Source organism: Providencia sp. R33 (assembly GCF_019343475.1).
Taxonomy (GTDB): Bacteria; Pseudomonadota; Gammaproteobacteria; order Enterobacterales; family Enterobacteriaceae; genus Providencia.
On record NZ_CP072453.1, the window covers coordinates 2,278,545 to 2,297,477 of the forward strand.

Genomic DNA, 18,933 nt, shown 5'->3' on the forward strand with positions numbered 1-18,933 from the left:
CTAATAGCGGACGCTAAAATCCGCTATTGGTGCAGTTTGCCAGTTTTCACTAAAAAAATGGTCAATTTTTGCACCTGGTGGCCCACCCGCTTTCAGCCAATCATCGACAAATTCAATATCTTGCGCTGTACCATAAATTGCCAGTTTCACACTGCCATCATCGCGGTTGATCACAAAGCCCTTGAGCCCATTTTGATTCGCCCAATGGTAGGTTTGGTAACGAAAACCAACCCCTTGAACTCGCCCATAAATATAAAAGTAACGGCCAGATGTTGTCATGTTCGCCTCCCTTTTAGAGCATAATCGAGTAATTCTCTTTTTTAGCAGTTGTTTTTTACGCATTGAACAGATAATCTGCTGTTGAGGCACTGCTTTTTCAACGTTGCGTATAAAGACAGTGTATTGCGTTATTGCTAATTGTCCATACGTTAACTTGAAAACGCGCAGCACTGCCCACATATAGATTGAAGCACAAGCAAGGCTTTTAGGAGGTCGCTATGATGATCACCAGTAAATATGGGATCGGGCAACAAGTCAGACACAAACTTCTCGGCTACTTAGGGGTCGTTGTTGATGTGGACGCTGAATACTCGCTCGAACAACCACATGATGATGATATTGCCTCAAACAGTACGCTACGCGATCTGCCTTGGTATCATGTTGTTATGGAAGATGACAACGGGGATGCTGTTCATACTTATTTGGCTGAAGCACAAATTACTTATGAATCTGCAGATGACCATCCTGAACAACCGTCGATGGATGAACTTGCAGAGTCAATAAGGTCTCAGTTGCAGGCACCGCGTCTGCGTAACTAATTTTTGTCATTAATGAACGCAACCGTAAAGCAGCAAGTTAGCTGCTTTACTTTTTAGTAGCAGGCTAAAATCATTACTTTTCAAGCCCTAAAGCGGGGATTTCTTGCTTTGGGCATCTATCCATCACAAATTTCAATCCGGCTTCTAACGCAATTTCTTGTGCTTCTTCACTTATCACGCCTTTTTGTAGCCACAAAACGTTTGCTTTGGCGGCAACGGCCTCTTTCGCGATACCAACAGCAGCTTCAGCATTACGAAATACATCCACCATGTCTATCGGTTCATTGATATCACTTAGCTTTTCATATACCAACTGACCTAACAGCGTTTGCCCTGCTAATTTTGGGCTCACAGGAATAACCTTGTAACCTTGATGTAACAGATATTCCATGACCTCATAGCTGGGTCTATTCACTTTTTCGCTTGCACCAACTAATGCGATGGTTTTCACGCTTTTTAAAATTTCAGCAATTTCTTGATCTTTCATCAAAATATCTCCCAAAACCAGTAAACTATTCATTGGCATTATGATATATCTGGTACATCTTTGCCCAATCAATTTTAACGATATTTAAAGTTCATCTGACTTAAGGGAAAACCATGGAATCAACAACCCGTATCATAGGTGCCTCAAAAAATATTGCTTTGGTTGCCCATGACCACTGTAAGCCGTCTTTGCTGTCTTGGTCTACAAAAAATACGCAGCGCCTGCAAGCTCATAAATTGTATGCGACAGGGACAACGGGTAATTTAATTAACCAACATACTGGCTTACCAGTCACTAGCATGTTGAGCGGGCCAATGGGGGGAGACCAGCAAATTGGCGCCATGATTGCAGAACAAAAAATCGATCTTTTGATTTTCTTCTGGGATCCACTTAATGCAGTCCCTCATGACCCCGATGTCAAAGCCTTACTTCGCTTAGCTACTGTGTGGAACATTCCTGTCGCCACTAACCCTGCAACAGCAGATTTTCTCATCACCTCACCATTTTTTGATGAAACAATTGATATTGTCATCCCTGATTATCAAAGCTACTTAACCAAGCGTACCAACTAGCGATTCAATGCCCCTGAGCCTAACACCTTCGGCACAGGGGCATACCACTATGGTTTTTTCTGCCTCGGTACCCCCAGTTGCCTGAGTTCATCAACAAACTCGGATGGGTTTTCAGGGCTATACAGTAGCCAAACTTGCTGCTTCGCACGTGTTATTGCAACGTACAATAAGCGCCGTTCTTCAGCATGTTCAAATGATTCAGGCTGTGGTAATAAAGCTTGTTCAATAATGGACTCTCTCGCTGGCGCTGGAAAGCCGTCTTTCCCACCATTTAGCCCACAAATAATCACGTGATCAGCTTGTTGCCCTTTAGACGCATGGATTGTCATAAACTGAATATTCAGCTTAGGCCAACGTGTTTGCGCTTTATTTAGAATCTCAGGTTTTAAATAATGATAACGAGCGAGCACCAGTATCGTTTCATTATCAAGCACATACCCACTCATTTTATCAAACAAACGTTCTAATGCCTCTTCATACAAAAGAACGACTGATTTTTTATTACCTTTCACTAAACTATTCAAAGGCTTATCGAGCTGGATAGGATTTTGCAAAATAAACTGGTTAGCAATATCACCAATACGTTCATTAAATCGATAAGTGGTGTCCAGAGCACAAAGCTCCCCTTCACCAAAGTTATGCTCAAAAGAGGTGGTTAAATCCAGCTCAGCACCACTAAAGCGATAAATAGCCTGCCAATCATCCCCCACTGCAAACAACGTCGTTTGCTTATTTTGTTGGCGCAAAGCGTGTAAGAGTTTAGCTCTTAACGGCGAAATATCTTGAAATTCATCGACTAAAATATGCTTCCATGGGCTGATAAAACGCCCTTTCTCAAGGATATTAACCGCTTGGTGAATAAGCCCCGAAAAATCAACCGCACCTTCTTCCTTTAGGGCACCCTTCCATACTTTCAATAATGGAGCCATTAATTTAATGCGTTTTTGAAATAGCTCTCGCACCTCTTCTGGCGCGTTATCAACCATTTCTTTTTGGCTGCCACCATGCATGCGCATCAAACTTAGCCAACGTTCTAATCGCGCAGCGACTCTCTGCGTTATTTTTTCATTTTGCCAAAATTCTCCCTCTGGAATATCCCAAGCAAGTTCTTCACTCAGCCACTCTCGCCAACCTTTGGCTTGCGCTTTTTTACTCGAACACTGTTCACGCCACTCTTTTAACAATAACGCCTGACGCTTTTTCGTATCCGTTTCTAACTCACTCACCACAGGGGATTTTTTACTGCCTTCTCGAATAATGTGCAGCGCTAATGCATGGAAGGTTTTTGCTTGAATATTATCTTGCTGTAAACGAGCCTGAATACGTTCATTCATTTCATCGCCAGCCTTACGGCCAAATGCCAACAATAAAATTTGCTCAGGTTGCGCCAGTCCCCGTAAAACTAACCACCCAGCACGAGCGACTAAAACCGAGGTTTTACCGCTTCCTGCTCCAGCTAGTACAAGTACATTATCTTCACCATTAATGACCGATAACGACTGTGAATGATTGAGTGGCGAAGATTCCACTTGCTGAAAAAAATCGTGATAGCGAACCAAAACAGATTCACACCACTTTTCATTAATTTGCTTACGACACTGCTGGCTATGATTCAGCCACTGTAGGCATAATTGGTACTGTGACGAACAGTTTTCAAACTGTGAAATTCGGGCTAGGGGTAAAGGTAACGACGAAAACTGCTGCTTAATATTCTCTTTAATCTCAGCCAATTGGCGTAAATTTAGCCATGTATCTTGCTGTGATATTTGCTCAATTTTGTTCACCAAGTGAGAGAGAACCTCTGCACTCACTTCGCTCATTTCACCACTCCACTGCTGCCATTTTTCATTTAAATAATGAAAGAATCGCTGAGTTTGCTTCCATTCAGTACCATGTAAACGGATCACTTGCTCGTTTACAATTTCAAACTCTAACTCCCCCCAAACAATACCTCGCTTACAACGAAGATCGATAAGTTCATTAAAAGGGATAAGATATTGGTGATTTTCACCGCTAACTTCAATACCAGCGTTGAGTAAGCGAACCCGATTGTAGGGATGCTGAGCCAGACGCTGTCCAATCTGTGTTGATTTCAGTTCCATACGTCCCGCACCTGAGAATATCAATAACTAAAATACGTTGGCTTGATTCCAAACGGTTTTTTATTCTGGGTAAACACGCTATCCTATAAGGAATAGGGATTTTCTTACCTTTGAGGTACTTTGTGCTAACGCTGCTTACCAGTTATCGTCGTGTGCTATATAACAGCCATATTTTATATTATATCCGAATCTTTATAGCCCTGACAGGCACAACCTTATTGCCATGGATTTTAGGACAAGACCCAAAGGTCACCATTCCATTAACATTAGGCGTGGTCGCCGCAGCTTTAACTGACTTAGATGATAGGCTAACTGGTAGAATAAAAAATCTAATTATTACCCTTTTTTGTTTTTTTATTGCTTCAGTTTCTATTGAGCTTTTATTTCCTTATCCTCTATTTTTCTTTTTTGGACTGGCTTTTTCTACCTGCGGTTTTATCCTTTTAGGCGCATTAGGGCAGCGTTACGCTACCATTGCGTTTGGTGCATTGTTAATTGCAATTTATACCATGTTAGGCGTTCCCATTTTCGATACATGGTACCAGCAACCGGCCCTTCTTCTTACAGGGGCAATTTGGTATAACCTTTTAACCTTAATCGGCCATATTTTATTTCCAGTACGGCCATTGCAAGATGCCATTACACAGTGTTACCAACAGTTATCTGCTTATTTAGATGCCAAAGCCTGTTTATTTGACCCCGACCTCGAAGATGATTATCAGCAATCCGTTTATGATTTGACAATAGTTAACAGTAGCTTAGTTAATACGATGAACCAAACAAAAATCGCCTTACTTAGCCGCTTAAAAGGTGACCGTGGGCAAAAAGGGACACGTAATACTTTACATTACTATTTTGTTGCTCAAGATATTCATGAGCGAGCCAGCTCATCCCATATTCAATATCAACAGCTTAGCCGTACGCTTCGCCACCATGATATTTTATTTCGCTTTCAACGCTTATTAACGATGCAAGCCCGAGCCTGCCAACAAGTTGCTCAATCTGTGTTATGGCGCAAACCATACCAACACAACCCACGCTTCGAACGTACGTTTACTTACCTTGAAAACTCCTTGCAACTCCTCAAGGAACAATCCCCTAGAATTCATGAAATCAAAGCATTACATAATTTATTGAAGAATTTGAAAGGTATCGATGTTCAACTAAAAGGCTTAAGCCTTGAACAAAGCTCATGGCAACAAAATAATAAACAAATTGAGCAATTATCCGATGAATCACTTTCAGGTTTTGGCGATATTATTTCCCGCGTTAAGCACCATTTAACACCAAAATCCTCTTTATTTCGCCATGCAGTAAGAATGTCAATTTTGCTTTGTACTGGCTATGCGATTATTCAACTGTTTGATATGGAAAGAGGTTATTGGATTTTACTCACCAGTTTATTTGTCTGCCAACCTAACTACAACGCCACTAAACGACGTTTGGCACTGCGTATTATCGGCACGATTGTGGGTATTCTCATCGGCTTACCACTCCTTAACCTGATCCCTTCAATAGAAGGCCAGCTCACTCTCATCGTAATTTCAGGTTTATTGTTCTTCATGTTCCGTAGTAGCCAATACGCACAAGCCACACTTTTTATTACCTTATTGGTTTTATTCTGCTTTAACTTACTGGGTGAAGGCTTTGATGTGGCGCTCCCGCGTATTATCGATACCTTAATTGGTTGTTTTATCGCATTACTTGCAGTGAGTTTTATTTGGCCTGATTGGAAATTCCGTCAACTACCTCAAGTAGTGCAAAAAACCATGGATAGCAATTGCCGATATCTAGATGCGATTTTATTACAGTACTACCAAGGAAAAGATAATGGCTTAGAGTATCGAGTCGCACGCCGTGAAGCGCACAATAATGACGCCGAGTTTGCTTCCATTGTTTCCAACATGGCATCAGATCCTAAATCCTATCGGATAACGCAAGAGCAAGCCTTTCGTTTATTATGTTTAAATCATACCCTACTAAGCTATATTTCAGCCCTTGGTGCTCACCGCGAGCAAATACAAAATGAAGAAAATTTAGCCTTATTAAATGATGCAATTTGTTATGTCGAGTCTTCCCTGCAAATTACCACGTTAGACCCACATATTATTGATGAAAAATCAGAAAAACTACGTGATAGCCTCTTACAACGTATTGATAATATTTCAGCCAGTGATGATGAAAAAACAGTGTTAATCATGGAACAAACCAAACTATTGCTTGAACTTATTCCTGAAATCAAACAAATGATCCGCCAAATTAGTTCGTCATAAAACATACTGATGAGCGGGTATTAGATTATAAAACAAGCTATTAATACCCGCTTCGTTTTCTGTTTTATGCTGTGCAATACATTAACTTCGTCAATACCTTTCCTACTGCACTATCAAATCGCTGTTAATTCAAAGCTGTTATACCATGCAATCAGCTCTTGTTTGATTGTTTTCGGTAACACCGCACTGTGACAGCCTTCTATTGCAGCGGCTAAACCAATCAGTAACTTAACACTCGGCTTATGCCTTCCGTGTTGTTTTAACTTCATAAAACACGCTTTAGCGCCCACCATGCGTAAATCGTCAGCATGTAAGATACCAATTTTCCCCAACGCCCTTTCAACGGACATATTCATGTTCGGTAAGTCTTTTATTCTGCGCGTGATAACCTGCTTTTGCTGCAGTTCCTCAACAGCAGAATGGTAGGCAATCTCGATAAACTGAAAAAGTGCCTTTTCGTCACACCACATTTGTTCTGATAGCTGGTAATAACGCATTTCCAATGGGATACCTTTTTTAGTGTAAACTAGCCTATCAAGCCCCGATGCCTCAAAATGGCTTCTCGCCAGCAAACATCCCCTAAGATAAAAACGCCCATCAAGTAATAACCCGACAATTGCGTCATTAACTAATAAGCAGTGCCCGCCAAAGTGGTTTTTGCGTTTAAGCTCACCCAACCGGTCTAATAAACGGTACAAATAAAAAATTTTTTCTTCCGATAACAACATTTACCTTAACTCCTTTTTGGGTCTGGTTAATTTTCATCCTTGAGAGAATTAATTTTATTATTTCTTTCATTACAACCAATTACGCATGACCAATTCTGAGAGTTTCAATAAAAAATGCCAAGTAGAATGCATAGAAAAACACCAAAGTTGCGAAGCGCTTTGAAAAAATAGTCTTGATATTGGATGGATATACAGTTACTGTATGTTCATACAGCATTGTAACGAGGTGAATTATGAGCATCTATTCTTGGAACGACACAACAGAACATTCTCTTAATAATTACGCACAATCTTTCCAAACTGCTGGGCCAACTAATAGCTCAATGCAGCAAGGTATGGTGAGTGAACTTGTTTACGACGAAAAACATCCAATTATGGATTTCATCTTATTACCGATGCTTCGCCAGTTTGGTGTTCAATCACGTTGGTTATTATGGCTAAGCCCTAACAAAAAACTCAGTAAACACTGGTTAGAGCAATCGGGCATTCCTACACATAAAGTTATGCAGTTAAACCATATGGCTCCAATTACCACTATAGATGCCATGGAAAAAGCCTTAAAAAGCGGTAATTACAGTGTTGTTTTAGGGTGGCTACCCGAACTAAATGAACAAGATTTTCTTCGTTTACAAGACGCCGCACAAGAAGGTCATTCTATTGGCTTTATTATGCGTCCACAAAAAACATATAATATGGTGAGTATGCAATCAGGACAGCTAAACAACCTAAAAATTCATTCAAATCACTATCACTAGCCAAGATTAAGAATTTTCTTACTGAATTTAACCTTTAGAAATATTTTTCCCTAAAGTGAAATGAAAAGTATTGAAGATCAATCAGATAGATAAAAAATAATCATAATAAGAAATATCCATATCTCTCTGATTTATACACTAAAAAAATACTTTTTTTAACGTTTATTGCTCACTCTACTTGTATCTTTTTAAGTTCGTTGTAGACTTTAGCTTGTTAAGCTTATGGCATTATTTTTTACTTTTATTGATTTTTTGTAGATAATGTCCGCGAAACCTAGCAAGTAAATTGAACCAATGGCAAATAATAAGGCTCATTGAAGCCATGCCAATATTGGATGATAACGAGGCGTAAAAATGAAAAAAACAGCTATCGCAGTAGCAGTGGCAGTAGCCGCTTTTGCAACAGTTGCACAAGCAGCTCCAAAAGATAACACTTGGTATACAGGTGCTAAATTAGGTTGGTCTCATTACGAAGACACTAAATTCACTCCTAACGGTGGCCCATCAGTAGGTAGTTCTACTGAGCGTGATACTTTAGGTGCAGGTGCATTTGCTGGTTACCAATACAACCAGTACATGGGCTTCGAATTAGGTTATGACTGGTTTGGTAAAATGAAATACAAAGGCGCTGACAAAGGCGACTTAACCTCTATGGGTGTTTCATTAACGACTAAATTAAGCTATCCAATCATGGATGACTTAGACGTTTATACTCGTCTGGGTGGTATGGTTTACCGTACAGAAGCTAAAGCTAACCAACGTAACTACAAAGAAACTGACACTGGCGTTGCTCCTGTATACGCATTGGGTCTTGAGTATGCAATCACTCCAGAGTGGGCTACTCGTTTAGACTACCAATGGGTTAGCAACTTAGGTGATAAAGACAACATCGGTACTCGTCCAGACAACGGCATGCTGAGTGTTGGTGTTGCTTACCGTTTCGGTCAAGAAACTGCTCCAGTAGTTGCTCCAGCTCCAGTTGTTGAGCCAGCAGCTCCAGTTGTTGAAAACAAACGTTTCACACTGCGTTCAGACGTTCTGTTTAACTTCAACAAAGCAACTCTGAAACCAGAAGGTCAGCAAGCACTGAACGAACTGTACACAGAACTGAGCAGCATTGACCCAACTCAAGGTCGTGTACTGGTTGTTGGCTTCACAGACCGTATCGGTTCACAAAACTACAACCTGCCACTGTCACAAAAACGTGCTCAGTCAGTTGTTGATTACTTAGTATCTAAAGGCGTTCCAGCATCTGCAATCGCAGCTGAAGGTCGCGGTAAAGAAGATCCAGTAACTGGCAACAAATGTGACGCTGTTAAAGGCCGTGCTGCTCTGATCGAGTGCTTAGCGCCAGACCGTCGCGTTGAAATCGAAATTCAAGGTACAACTGAAGTTGTTACTCAACCAGGCGCTTAATTCCTAGCCCTAGTTTGAATTTTGAACTAAATACAAAAAACCCCAATTTCGATTGGGGTTTTTTTTAAATCATTGGTTTTTTTGAGTCAAGAATACGTACTTTTTTTGCCTTACTTGATGTCAATTCAAGTGGTTAGTTATACGGTTCTACATTTTGTTGACTCACCAGCAAAGATCCCTAGCGATCTTCCCGCCACCTATTGCTCGTCACTATTTTTTGTATCGCCAAGTATTGCCTGAAGATCGTGTTTCAGTGTACTCATCTGGTTTTCATATTTATCTTTATGCTCAGCATCTTCGATCAATTGAATGATCGTTTCTGACAATGTTTTATTCCGTTTTACTGCTAAGTTTGATAAGCGCTGCCAAACCGAAAAATTCAAATCTATTGATTTTTTGCGCGTATGTGGATGCTCCGCATTAAAATGGCGTTTTCGTCTGGCGCGAATACTTTGCTTCATTCGGTTATCAAGGTCAGGATTCATATGTGATGAAATCCATTTGAGCACTTCGTTCGGTCTATTTTCTGTTTTTAACAGCAATTCGATCGCTTCTTTTTCTGCGCTTCTTTCGATGTAACGGGTAATTGCCTCGCCAGCACGTGCTTTATTAACGAGATACTCCCATTTCCAGCCACATTCAAGATTTTCAAGCTGCTGATATTTCATAATTTTTCCTGAAGAAAACCGAACCTATCTTTATATTAGCAATATTATAAACAAAATGCTCAAGCAGAAATCCAATTTAATTAAATAATCATTTTTTCAGTAAAGAAAATAACCGTTCTTACTCTAAATAGTGTAGAATCCGCATCCACCTGTTAACAAATTTGTAATCCTGCATGTCCACTTTTGAAAACATACTCGTCATCTATGGGGTTGGCGGCCTATGTGCAATGTTATTCACCCTATTTGTCACGAAAGATCCAAACTGTATTATGCGTCTACTTAGTGCTCTATTAATTGGCTTCACTTGGCCAATGACACTCCCTGTTGTGCTCATGTTTTCGTTATTCTAATCGATATTTCAACAATTATTGCTGCAAGATTGCCTATCAAAGGCTAATATAACAATCTTGCCCACTGGGTAATTTACTGACTTGAAAATCGTTTATAAAACAAACAACACGAATGGTCAATTGACCAAATAAACACAATCAAGTACATGCGCCCAGCAATACTCTAAATAATTCGAGTTGCATGTAGGCGGCAAGCGAAGATAGTCCGATGAGCATACTGTGTATGTAATTCAGCTATTTGAACGCAGTCAACACCCATGCAACTTTAAGTATAACGAGTATAATTAGCAGGCATTTCATTTATAACCCTATTAATAGCAGATAATCATAGTGATCAGTCAAGAACTAACATGGCAAGGCCTAATTCCTAATTTATCGTCATTTCAGACGCATCTTATTTCTTCAGGATCTCTGAGCCCCGCAACATTTTCCGATATTCAACCTCGGTTATATGATGGAATGCAGCGTTTCGTTAAGGAGTTAGCGCATACTCGCTTTATGTTTATCAAGTCTGATGAAGGTGAGGAATACCTTCGCACTTATGCAGATGCAATTAGCCCATTGCTAGAAAATACATCAGTCATTGATGGCGATTATCAATTATCTGAAGATAAACATTCTTTCCAGTGGAAAAGCGGTATTAAAAGCCGTTTTTCAACTCAACAACCTATTGCTTATCGCCATTGGGTAGAACCAGAACAATTATTTGGTTATGTTACTCCATCATTGCAACTCGTACCGGGCCTAGTTCACCAAGTTAATGGTGGTGTGCTGGTAATAGCTGCAAATGCATTAATTAGCCAACCACTCATGTGGAACCGCCTTAAAAATATGGTTAACCGACGCCAATTAGAATGGTTACCCTACTCTGAAAATCAACCACTGCCTATTGGCATAGAACCTCAGCCTCTTGAACTTAAAATCGTGATTGTTGGAGATAGACTCGCGTTAGAAGAACTTGAATATAGTGCGCCAGAGATCTTCGATAGTGCTATTTATGGTGAATATGAACCTATCATGTTCTTCGAAGATGAAGAACAATTGTTACTATGGATGGGTTATATCAAATCCATTATAGAAACAAATTCATTACCGAATATTGCAGCCGATGGATGGATCCCGTTTATTCAGCAAGCAACACGTTTCTGTGAAGATAAATTTAATCTACCGCTGGATACCCCTTGGTTAACTCGCAGCTTGATGGATGCATCCCATTACGCAATCGACGGACTACTGACACTAGATTCGTTTACTAAAGCAATTGAAAACCGCTTATGGCGACATAGTTTTCTGGCTGAACGTACACAAGATGATATTTTACAAGAACAAATTTTCGTTAAAACTGAAGGCGAAGTGATCGGCCAAATCAATGGATTGTCCGTCTTACAGTATCCCGGTCACCCTGAAGCGATTGGTGAACCATCACGCATTACTTGCGTCGCGCACTTAGGTGATGGTGAGTTTACGGATGTTGAACGTAAAGCAGAGCTCGGCGGTAATATTCATGCCAAAGGTATGATGATTATGCAAGCCTACTTAAACTATGAGTTGAAACTGGAACAACCTCAGCCATTCTCAGCATCTATTGTTTTTGAGCAGTCATATGGTGAAGTTGATGGTGATAGTGCCTCCCTCGCTGAACTGTGTGCGTTAATCAGCGCCTTGGCATTACAACCTATTGATCAGCAAATTGCCGTGACTGGTGCTGTTGACCAGTTTGGCTATGTGCAACCTATTGGTGGCGTTAATGAAAAAATTGAAGGCTTCTTCGATATTTGTGAAAAACGCGGCTTAACGGGTGAGCAAGGTGTGATTATCCCCATGGCTAATGTGCGTCATTTATGCACCAAAGCGGAAGTGGTTGACGCTGTCAAAGCGGGGCAATTCCATATTTGGCCTGTCGAACATGTTGCTCAAGCCATTACGCTGTTAACGAAACAGCCTTATTTGGAACAACAAGTGGAAGAAGATAATGTACACTTGTTAGCTTTAATTCAAGAACGCATTAACCAAGCAAATTCCCCTGATAAAGCCAGACTTCCTTGGTTCTTGAAGTGGATGAGTTAAGTAAAGATTGCGTAAAAAATAGCAGATCGGAGTTGTTCAGCGTACAAGTGTAAGCTATCCTGTACCTCTACACATAATAAAGGCTATCTGAAGAACATGGTTGATAAACGCGAGTCCTACACAAAAGATGATTTAATTGCTTCTGGAAAAGGCGAGTTATTTGGGGAAAATGGTCCTCCACTGCCATCAGGAAACATGTTGATGATGGATCGCATCGTCAAAATGACTGAAGATGGTGGCACCTTTGATAAAGGCTATGTCGAAGCTGAGCTCGATATTAATCCTGAACTTTGGTTCTTTGGCTGTCATTTCACTAATGACCCAGTTATGCCAGGCTGTTTAGGCCTTGATGCTATGTGGCAGTTAGTTGGCTTTTACCTCGGCTGGCTTGGTGGCGAAGGCAAAGGCCGTGCTTTAGGTGTGGGTGAAGTTAAATTCACTGGTCAAGTCCTGCCAACAGCGAAAAAAGTCACTTACCGTATCAGTTTTAAACGCGTGATTAACCGCAAACTGATCATGGGCTTAGCGGATGGCGAAGTGTTAGTTGACGGTAAATTAATTTATACCGCAACAGACTTAAAAGTAGGCTTATTCAAAGATACCAGCGCTTTCTAAGTCTTAAAATGCAAACCTCCGCCATCGCGGAGGTTTTTAAATTGATTGATACCTTTAATTTAAAAACCCGCAAATGGTTCAAAAAGACAGGCAGGTTATTTAGCCTAAAGGATCAGATAATAGTGGGATTAAACAACGGCTACGGTTCGATCCTCCATCGCTTTACGCCAACCACCTAGCCAGTGCGAACGAGCATCTATAGCCTGATATGGACACAACTCTTTAGAGCGCCCTGCTAAACCTGCTTGATAACCTCTTGATAAAGCTCTTTCTAAACGGTCTCGCTTCTGTCTTTTCATGCCTTACTTCCCTCATCATTTAAATGGAAAAGAAAACAGCACCTATTACTTCTTAACAGGTACACTATAGAAATAGCGCCCACCGAATAGAAAATCAAGTAAAGATTTTCATATATTTGTCATAATTAGCATAAATGTGACTTGCATGGCTCATTTACAGCAACCTTTTGAATTTATTATATTTACCAAATATCTCTTTAATAATCATCACTTTAGAATAACCAAAATCGACTATTTTTAAGACTATCCTAAAAGGGTGTTTAAACAGAATTTCTAATGCAAAAAAAAATGCACCTCAGGTAATAGTCATAACTACGCATACCTAAAGTGCACTTAGAAAACTAACTCAATGATGATTAATTAGTGTTTATTGATTTCTTCAGCAATCCCTTTAGCAACTTGCTGCCAGCCCACTGCCAATGTACGGACTAATTCAGGATATCCATCTTCCTGTTGGTCCAACTGGATATCAAAATTACGACGGATCACATTTTTATCCTGTGAGTACGTCCAAAATCCCTGAATAAGCACCTTTCCATCATAACGGCCATTAAAAGCCGTAAGAGTGATATCCAAGGTATCAGGTGAATTTTGCAAAGGCTGTAATGAAACTAACTTTTCTGGCAACGCTGCTGATAATTCACTCACCATTGACTGCCCAAGTTGTTGCTCCAGTGGGCTTGCCCATAAGTGAGTGCTCGCATTGGTGTAACTCACGTCAGTTGTTTGGTAAGTAATGCCGTTAGACGTCAATACATCCGACAACATGATACGCTGTAACCAGACTTGGCCTTTATCCATTACCGCCGCAGATTGCGTTTTAGAAGCGTTTATTGGCAGTTGGTAGTACATTTTTTCAGGTGTGCTACTACACGCTGCCAACAACAAAACAAATATCGATATCAGATATCTCATTATTTTTTAACTCCTTTCGGCTGTACATCCTTCGTCGGTTCGGCTTCAAAGACTAATGCATTACTCTTATTGTTTAACGTTCTTAGCAATGGCTGAACTTCTCTTAAGACTTGGTCTAAGCGCTGCATATTATCCACCATCTTATTATAAGCAGGTGAACCCGGCTGGAAGCCTTGCATTGCACGGTTCATTTCTTGCAATGTTTTTTGCAGGTCATGCGGTAAGTTTTGGAACTCTTTGCTCGCCATCACTTTATTCAACTCTACGAGCATTGCGTTGGCTTCTTTAACCACTTTTTGCCCTTCAGCTAACGTTTGTGTGGTTTGGTTCAACATAGGCTCAATTGGCATATTGTTGATTTTATCCAGCACGGCGATAACTTTTTGTTGAATTTGCGCTAAACCACCGCTGGTTGTTGGGATAATTTTATACCCAGCAACCACTGTCGGGCCTTTATACGGCTCGGCATTCGGTACGAAGTCTAAATCAACGAATAGTGCACCCGTCAGTAAATTACCTGATTTTAATGATGCTCTAAGCCCACCCTGCATCGCCAATTTTAATTCATTTTTTAAATTAAAATTCGCACCTACATCTTTAGAAAAACGCTCAGGTTCAATGTGAATAAGAACTGGAATTCTAAAGTCATTGTCCAGTGATTGATCTAGACCCGCTGTATAGAACGGAACCTGTGCAACAGTCCCTAAACGAATACCACGGAATTCAACAGGGGCACCCGGTTGTAAGCCACGCACTGAATCAGAGAAAAAGAGTACAAAATCTTGGTACTGGGTATACAGCGAATTTTGAATGCTACTTTGGTTATCAAATAGTTCAAACTCCGCATTTTCCTTAGCATTTTCGCCCGGTACCCACCCTTCAGGAACATCAAAACTCACCCCACCCGTTAATAAAGTGGCAATTGAGCCCATCTCAACATGCACACCCTGAGATGACATATCGAAAGCGATGCCGCTGTCTTTCCAGAAGCGTACATTCGAGCTCACGAGCTTGTCGTATGGAGCATTAATGAATAATTGATAGCGCATATCGCGCTTATCCATGTCGAAATTACTGGCTTCGACGGAACCCACTCGGTAACCGCGGAATAAGACAGGATCGCCCGCATTGAGCTGCCCAGCCTTGTCACTGGATAAAATAATGCGGATCCCCTTAGCATCAGGAGAAGCCAAAGGTGGTGTATCTAATAGAGTAAACTCAAAGTGTTCTTTTGCCTCAAGCCCTGGCTGGAGCTCAATATAAGCCCCTGAAAGTAACGTCCCTAAGCCCGTAACACCATCGCGCCCTATCGCGGGTTTTACAATCCAAAACGCCGAGTCAGTACGAAGCAACTCTTTCATTTCATTATTTAAACGTGCTTTGATGATGACGCGGCTAAAATTGTCATCTAACGTCACACTTTCCACAACGCCGATATCGACACTGCGGCTTTTAATTTTCGTTTTACCTGCTTCGATTCCTTCGGCATTGTAAGTGATCAACGTCACTTCTGGGCCTTGGTTGCTAAAGTGGTAAAATAAGATCCACGCCCCAAGCAAAACAGTGACAATTGGGATCACCCATACAGGTGACCAACTTTTTAGCTTACTGACTTTAGCATTGGCCTGTGGTGTTTCTTGTGAGGTCACCCGATGGCTCCTTCTTGTTCAGCAGTATTCACTGCATTTTTCGCATCACAACGATCCCAAGTCAATCGAGGGTCAAATGTCATCGCCGCAAACATCGTTAAAATCACGACAACACCAAAGAAAATAATCCCCATCGCAGGAACGATGCTCATTAACTGCCCCATTTGGACTAAAGAGGCCAAAATCGTAATCACAAATACATCAATCATTGACCAACGACCGACATATTCCACCAGCTCATAAATAAAATGCATACGATGTGGATCGCGATTGCCATACCCTTTTGAATCGAGGCACAACCAAGCAATCCCAATCATTTTCAACGTAGGAACCATAATACTGGCTATAAAGATAATCATAGCAACAGGGTATGAACCATCCCCCCACAGCAAAATAACCCCATCAATAATAGTGGAGTTTAAGTCACTCCCGAGTGTGTTGGTTGTCATCATCGGCAACACATTCGCAGGAATATATAACATAATCGATGTCACAAGCAGTGCTAATGTCCATTGTAAACTTTGGTGCTTACGCACGCTGCCACGAGAATGGCAACGAGGACACTTAGATTGCTCAGCTGGTAAAATCGCGGTACAGACCAAACATAAACGTATATTTTGGCTGATGCCTGTTTGGCCGACTTTTAATGGATGTACTAATTTTGGTGCCGCTTCAATACGATTCCATAACCAGTGTCTATCTAAGCATTGGAATGCCCTCACCTGTAACATACAAAATATGCAGTAAGGCAGAAAGCTTAACCCAATGCCAATGTCGCCATAGGCTATCAATTTGACGAAACTGACTAGAACACCCGCCAAAAAAATCTCCGCCATACACCAGGCTTTCATTTGGAATAAAATTCGTGTGATCACCACTTTAATTCCTTTAGGAATATGCACTTGCAACCCTAAAAGGATAATGGTGACCATACAAAAAGCCGGTATAATTAAGGAGAAAAACAAGAAAAATAGCGCCAGGGCGCTATAACGCGTCGTGGCGATAATTTCGATAATTTGAAAAAGCGAAATTTCGTTTTCTATACCCGCCGCACTCATTTTCACAAAGGGAAATAAGCACGCAATGAATAGCATGATCAATGCACTAAACGCATAGGCAGCAGGTTGCTTATACGGATATCGCCACTTTGAAACTAACGTCGTCTCACAGCGCGGGCAAGTTGCTTTACTGCCTTGTTCCAGATCAGGAACCGCAACCAGCATATCGCACTGAGGACAAAGCACATGTTCATGAGACTCATGGGTACACAAAGAATATTCGCTCCTCTAATTTATCAATTTACTCAACCATTTTTAAGCAATTCAAGCTCTTGCCAGCGGTCAAACGCTTGCTCCAGCTCGGTTTCTTTTGCTGATAATTGGCTCAATGTTTGCTCAGTAACATCATGAGGTTGATTGAAGAAATCAGCATCGCCAACTTTAGCTTGTAACGCTTCAATTTCCGTTTCCAATTGCTCAAGCTTCGCAGGCAACTGTTCCAACTCACGCAATAAATTATAACTGAGTTTATTTGGTCGCTTTGCCGCTTCTTTCGGTTTTGCCGTTTTTTCTTGCGCTGCCACTTTACTCGTTTGTTTGGCTTCCAAACTCACGGTTTGTGCTCTTTGCTTTTGCGCATCAAAATAACCGCCCACAAAACGGTTGATCACACCGTTGCCTTCAAAGATCCAGCATTCTGTTACGCTGTTATCAACGAATTCACGGTCATGGCTCACCAGCAGAACGGTTCCTTGGTAACCATCTACTAACTCCTCAAGTAATTCTAATGTTTCGACATCAAGGTCGTTGGTCGGTTCATCGAGGATCAGTAAGTTACTTGGTTTTAGGAATAATCGAGCTAATAATAACCGATTTCGCTCACCACCAGATAAGGCTCTGACTGGGGTCATTGCACGTTTTGGTGGGAACATAAAGTCTTGCAAATAGCCTAATACATGGCGCGGCTTGCCATTCACCATCACTTCTTGCTTACCTTCCGCTAAGTTATCCATGACCGTTTTATCTGGGTCTAACGCTGCGCGGTGCTGGTCAAAGTAAGCCACTTCAAGTTTTGTTCCGCAGTGCACACGGCCGCTATCCGCTTGTAGATCACCCAGCATTAAACGTAACAGAGTGGTTTTACCACAACCATTTGGCCCAACTAATGCAATTTTGTCGCCACGCATCACCTGCGCAGAAAAATCGTTTACCAGCACTTTATTATCGATTTGGTAATTAACGTTTTCCATTTCAAAAACAATTTTACCTGAGCGAGCGGCTTCACCCACTTGCATTTTGGCGGTTCCCATCACTTCACGGCGCTCTGAACGCTCAACACGCAGCGCTTTTAGAGCACGAACACGCCCTTCGTTACGGGTACGACGCGCTTTGATACCTTGGCGGATCCATGCTTCTTCTTGCGCCAGTTTTTTATCGAATTCCGCATTTTGCATTTCTTCAACGCGCAAGGCTTCTTCTTTGCTGACTAAATAATCATCATAGGTTCCCGGCCATGAGGCGAGTTGCCCACGGTCTAAATCGATAATACGGGTTGCCATGTTACGAATAAATGAACGGTCATGGGAAATAAACACAATGCTGCCTTGGAAATCTTTAAGGAAGTTTTCCAACCACAAAATGGTTTCGATATCTAAGTGGTTCGTTGGCTCATCTAAGAATAAAACCCGAGGGTTGCTCACTAACGCACGCCCCAGCGCCGCTTTACGTAACCATCCCCCTGAAAGAGAAGAAAGCTCCGCATCCGCAGGTAAGCCCAGTTTTTTTAGAACATCGCTGATACGAGAATCCAATAACCATAAATTACGGTTATCAAGCACTTCTTGTAATTCAGCCATTTTATTTAAGTTTTTCTCGCTAGGATCTTCTTCCACCACTTTGGCAATATGGTGGTAATCCTTCAGGTATTGCGCTTGCTCCGCAACACCTTCAGCTACGAAATCAAAAATAGTGCCTTCCACATTACGCGGCGGATCTTGCTGCAAGCGTGCAACAACTAAATCCTGCTCGTAAATCAGTTGGCCATCATCTAAAGGCTGTTCTTTCGTCAGCACACGCATTAGGGTTGATTTACCCGCACCGTTTCGGCCCACCAAGCAGACGCGCTCGTTATCTTCAATATGAATTTCAGTATTATCAAGTAATGGCGCATCACTGAACGAAAGGTATGCACCCGATAAATTAATTAAAGCCATTGATTCTA

Annotated in this window: 18 protein-coding genes; 8 read left to right on the top strand and 10 right to left on the bottom strand. The window is 41.3% G+C overall.

What is annotated here, in order from left to right; genetic code table 11:
- Positions 1–279 (bottom strand): acylphosphatase, encoded by a 279-nt coding sequence (locus tag J6836_RS10865; RefSeq protein WP_219249200.1) that lies wholly within the window; start codon positions 277–279, stop codon positions 1–3.
- 218 nt (positions 280–497) lie between these two features.
- Here J6836_RS10865 and hspQ point away from each other — a divergent pair, with 218 nt between their 5' ends.
- Positions 498–818 (top strand): heat shock protein HspQ, encoded by a 321-nt coding sequence (hspQ, locus tag J6836_RS10870; RefSeq protein WP_206086681.1) that lies wholly within the window; start codon positions 498–500, stop codon positions 816–818.
- Positions 819–891: 73 nt separating this feature from the next.
- Here the strand turns inward: hspQ and J6836_RS10875 are convergent, their stop codons facing one another.
- Positions 892–1,305 (bottom strand): CoA-binding protein, encoded by a 414-nt coding sequence (locus J6836_RS10875; RefSeq protein WP_219249202.1) that lies wholly within the window; start codon positions 1,303–1,305, stop codon positions 892–894.
- Between the two features lie 113 nt (positions 1,306–1,418).
- On the opposite strand from J6836_RS10875, the gene J6836_RS10880 reads away from it, so the two are divergent.
- Positions 1,419–1,877: a methylglyoxal synthase gene (locus J6836_RS10880; protein WP_219249204.1), complete on the top strand. Its 459-nt coding sequence runs from the start codon at positions 1,419–1,421 to the stop codon at positions 1,875–1,877.
- Between the two features lie 47 nt (positions 1,878–1,924).
- Here the strand turns inward: J6836_RS10880 and helD are convergent, their stop codons facing one another.
- Positions 1,925–3,979, bottom strand: coding sequence for a DNA helicase IV (helD, locus tag J6836_RS10885; protein ID WP_219249206.1), 2,055 nt, complete (start codon positions 3,977–3,979; stop codon positions 1,925–1,927).
- 122 nt (positions 3,980–4,101) lie between these two features.
- On the opposite strand from helD, the gene yccS reads away from it, so the two are divergent.
- Positions 4,102–6,252: a YccS family putative transporter gene (gene yccS / locus J6836_RS10890; protein WP_219249207.1), complete on the top strand. Its 2,151-nt coding sequence runs from the start codon at positions 4,102–4,104 to the stop codon at positions 6,250–6,252.
- Between the two features lie 113 nt (positions 6,253–6,365).
- Here the strand turns inward: yccS and J6836_RS10895 are convergent, their stop codons facing one another.
- Positions 6,366–6,980, bottom strand: coding sequence for a TfoX/Sxy family DNA transformation protein (locus J6836_RS10895; RefSeq protein ID WP_219249209.1), 615 nt, complete (start codon positions 6,978–6,980; stop codon positions 6,366–6,368).
- Positions 6,981–7,213: 233 nt separating this feature from the next.
- On the opposite strand from J6836_RS10895, the gene sulA reads away from it, so the two are divergent.
- Both sulA and ompA read left to right on the top strand, forming a co-directional pair.
- Positions 7,214–7,735, top strand: a complete 522-nt coding sequence (sulA, locus tag J6836_RS10900; protein ID WP_219249210.1) for an SOS-induced cell division inhibitor SulA — start codon at positions 7,214–7,216, stop codon at positions 7,733–7,735.
- 354 nt (positions 7,736–8,089) lie between these two features.
- Positions 8,090–9,151, top strand: a complete 1,062-nt coding sequence (gene ompA / locus J6836_RS10905; protein ID WP_219249211.1) for a porin OmpA — start codon at positions 8,090–8,092, stop codon at positions 9,149–9,151.
- A 197-nt stretch (positions 9,152–9,348) separates the two neighbouring features.
- Here the strand turns inward: ompA and matP are convergent, their stop codons facing one another.
- Positions 9,349–9,819: a macrodomain Ter protein MatP gene (gene matP, locus J6836_RS10910; protein WP_219249212.1), complete on the bottom strand. Its 471-nt coding sequence runs from the start codon at positions 9,817–9,819 to the stop codon at positions 9,349–9,351.
- A 227-nt stretch (positions 9,820–10,046) separates the two neighbouring features.
- Between matP and J6836_RS10915 the strand changes: the two genes are divergently transcribed.
- From J6836_RS10915 to fabA, 3 genes are all read left to right on the top strand, one after another.
- Positions 10,047–10,169 carry a GhoT/OrtT family toxin gene (locus J6836_RS10915; RefSeq protein WP_255586409.1) on the top strand — a complete coding sequence of 41 codons (123 nt, stop codon included), beginning with the start codon at positions 10,047–10,049 and terminating at the stop codon, positions 10,167–10,169.
- A 330-nt stretch (positions 10,170–10,499) separates the two neighbouring features.
- Entirely contained in the window at positions 10,500–12,236 is a 1,737-nt protein-coding gene (locus J6836_RS10920; RefSeq protein WP_219249214.1) for an AAA family ATPase, read from the top strand.
- A gap of 96 nt (positions 12,237–12,332) precedes the next feature.
- Positions 12,333–12,851 carry a bifunctional 3-hydroxydecanoyl-ACP dehydratase/trans-2-decenoyl-ACP isomerase gene (gene fabA / locus J6836_RS10925; RefSeq protein ID WP_047756798.1) on the top strand — a complete coding sequence of 173 codons (519 nt, stop codon included), beginning with the start codon at positions 12,333–12,335 and terminating at the stop codon, positions 12,849–12,851.
- Positions 12,852–12,979: 128 nt separating this feature from the next.
- Here fabA and rmf read toward each other — a convergent pair whose 3' ends face one another.
- The 5 genes from rmf to J6836_RS10950 form a co-directional block, all read right to left on the bottom strand.
- On the bottom strand, positions 12,980–13,150 hold the full coding sequence (gene rmf, locus J6836_RS10930) for a ribosome modulation factor (RefSeq protein WP_219249215.1): 171 nt from the start codon (positions 13,148–13,150) through the stop codon (positions 12,980–12,982).
- A 360-nt stretch (positions 13,151–13,510) separates the two neighbouring features.
- On the bottom strand, positions 13,511–14,065 hold the full coding sequence (gene pqiC / locus J6836_RS10935) for a membrane integrity-associated transporter subunit PqiC (protein ID WP_219249217.1): 555 nt from the start codon (positions 14,063–14,065) through the stop codon (positions 13,511–13,513).
- Entirely contained in the window at positions 14,065–15,714 is a 1,650-nt protein-coding gene (gene pqiB, locus J6836_RS10940) for an intermembrane transport protein PqiB (protein WP_219249219.1), read from the bottom strand. Before pqiB ends, pqiC begins: the two co-directional genes overlap by 1 nt.
- The gene (gene pqiA, locus J6836_RS10945; RefSeq protein ID WP_255586410.1) at positions 15,711–16,937 is read right to left on the bottom strand and encodes a membrane integrity-associated transporter subunit PqiA; all 1,227 of its coding nucleotides are present in this window, start codon (positions 16,935–16,937) and stop codon (positions 15,711–15,713) included. The genes pqiB and pqiA overlap by 4 nt, the downstream gene beginning before the upstream one ends.
- 80 nt (positions 16,938–17,017) lie before the next feature.
- Positions 17,018–18,925 carry an ABC transporter ATP-binding protein gene (locus J6836_RS10950; protein ID WP_219249223.1) on the bottom strand — a complete coding sequence of 636 codons (1,908 nt, stop codon included), beginning with the start codon at positions 18,923–18,925 and terminating at the stop codon, positions 17,018–17,020.
- Positions 18,926–18,933: the final 8 nt, after the last annotated feature.

What these genes read in the sequence shown, in the direction of transcription:
- J6836_RS10865 (WP_219249200.1), bottom strand. Translation starts at nt 279, where the DNA reads ATGACAACATCTGGCCGTTACTTTTATATTTATGGGCGAGTTCAAGGG.
- hspQ (WP_206086681.1), top strand. Translation starts at nt 498, where the DNA reads ATGATGATCACCAGTAAATATGGGATCGGGCAACAAGTCAGACACAAA.
- J6836_RS10875 (WP_219249202.1), bottom strand. Translation starts at nt 1,305, where the DNA reads ATGAAAGATCAAGAAATTGCTGAAATTTTAAAAAGCGTGAAAACCATC.
- J6836_RS10880 (WP_219249204.1), top strand. Translation starts at nt 1,419, where the DNA reads ATGGAATCAACAACCCGTATCATAGGTGCCTCAAAAAATATTGCTTTG.
- helD (WP_219249206.1), bottom strand. Translation starts at nt 3,979, where the DNA reads ATGGAACTGAAATCAACACAGATTGGACAGCGTCTGGCTCAGCATCCC.
- J6836_RS10895 (WP_219249209.1), bottom strand. Translation starts at nt 6,980, where the DNA reads ATGTTGTTATCGGAAGAAAAAATTTTTTATTTGTACCGTTTATTAGAC.
- sulA (WP_219249210.1), top strand. Translation starts at nt 7,214, where the DNA reads ATGAGCATCTATTCTTGGAACGACACAACAGAACATTCTCTTAATAAT.
- ompA (WP_219249211.1), top strand. Translation starts at nt 8,090, where the DNA reads ATGAAAAAAACAGCTATCGCAGTAGCAGTGGCAGTAGCCGCTTTTGCA.
- matP (WP_219249212.1), bottom strand. Translation starts at nt 9,819, where the DNA reads ATGAAATATCAGCAGCTTGAAAATCTTGAATGTGGCTGGAAATGGGAG.
- J6836_RS10915 (WP_255586409.1), top strand. Translation starts at nt 10,047, where the DNA reads ATGTTATTCACCCTATTTGTCACGAAAGATCCAAACTGTATTATGCGT.
- fabA (WP_047756798.1), top strand. Translation starts at nt 12,333, where the DNA reads ATGGTTGATAAACGCGAGTCCTACACAAAAGATGATTTAATTGCTTCT.
- rmf (WP_219249215.1), bottom strand. Translation starts at nt 13,150, where the DNA reads ATGAAAAGACAGAAGCGAGACCGTTTAGAAAGAGCTTTATCAAGAGGT.
- pqiC (WP_219249217.1), bottom strand. Translation starts at nt 14,065, where the DNA reads ATGAGATATCTGATATCGATATTTGTTTTGTTGTTGGCAGCGTGTAGT.
- pqiA (WP_255586410.1), bottom strand. Translation starts at nt 16,937, where the DNA reads ATGCTGGTTGCGGTTCCTGATCTGGAACAAGGCAGTAAAGCAACTTGC.
- J6836_RS10950 (WP_219249223.1), bottom strand. Translation starts at nt 18,925, where the DNA reads ATGGCTTTAATTAATTTATCGGGTGCATACCTTTCGTTCAGTGATGCG.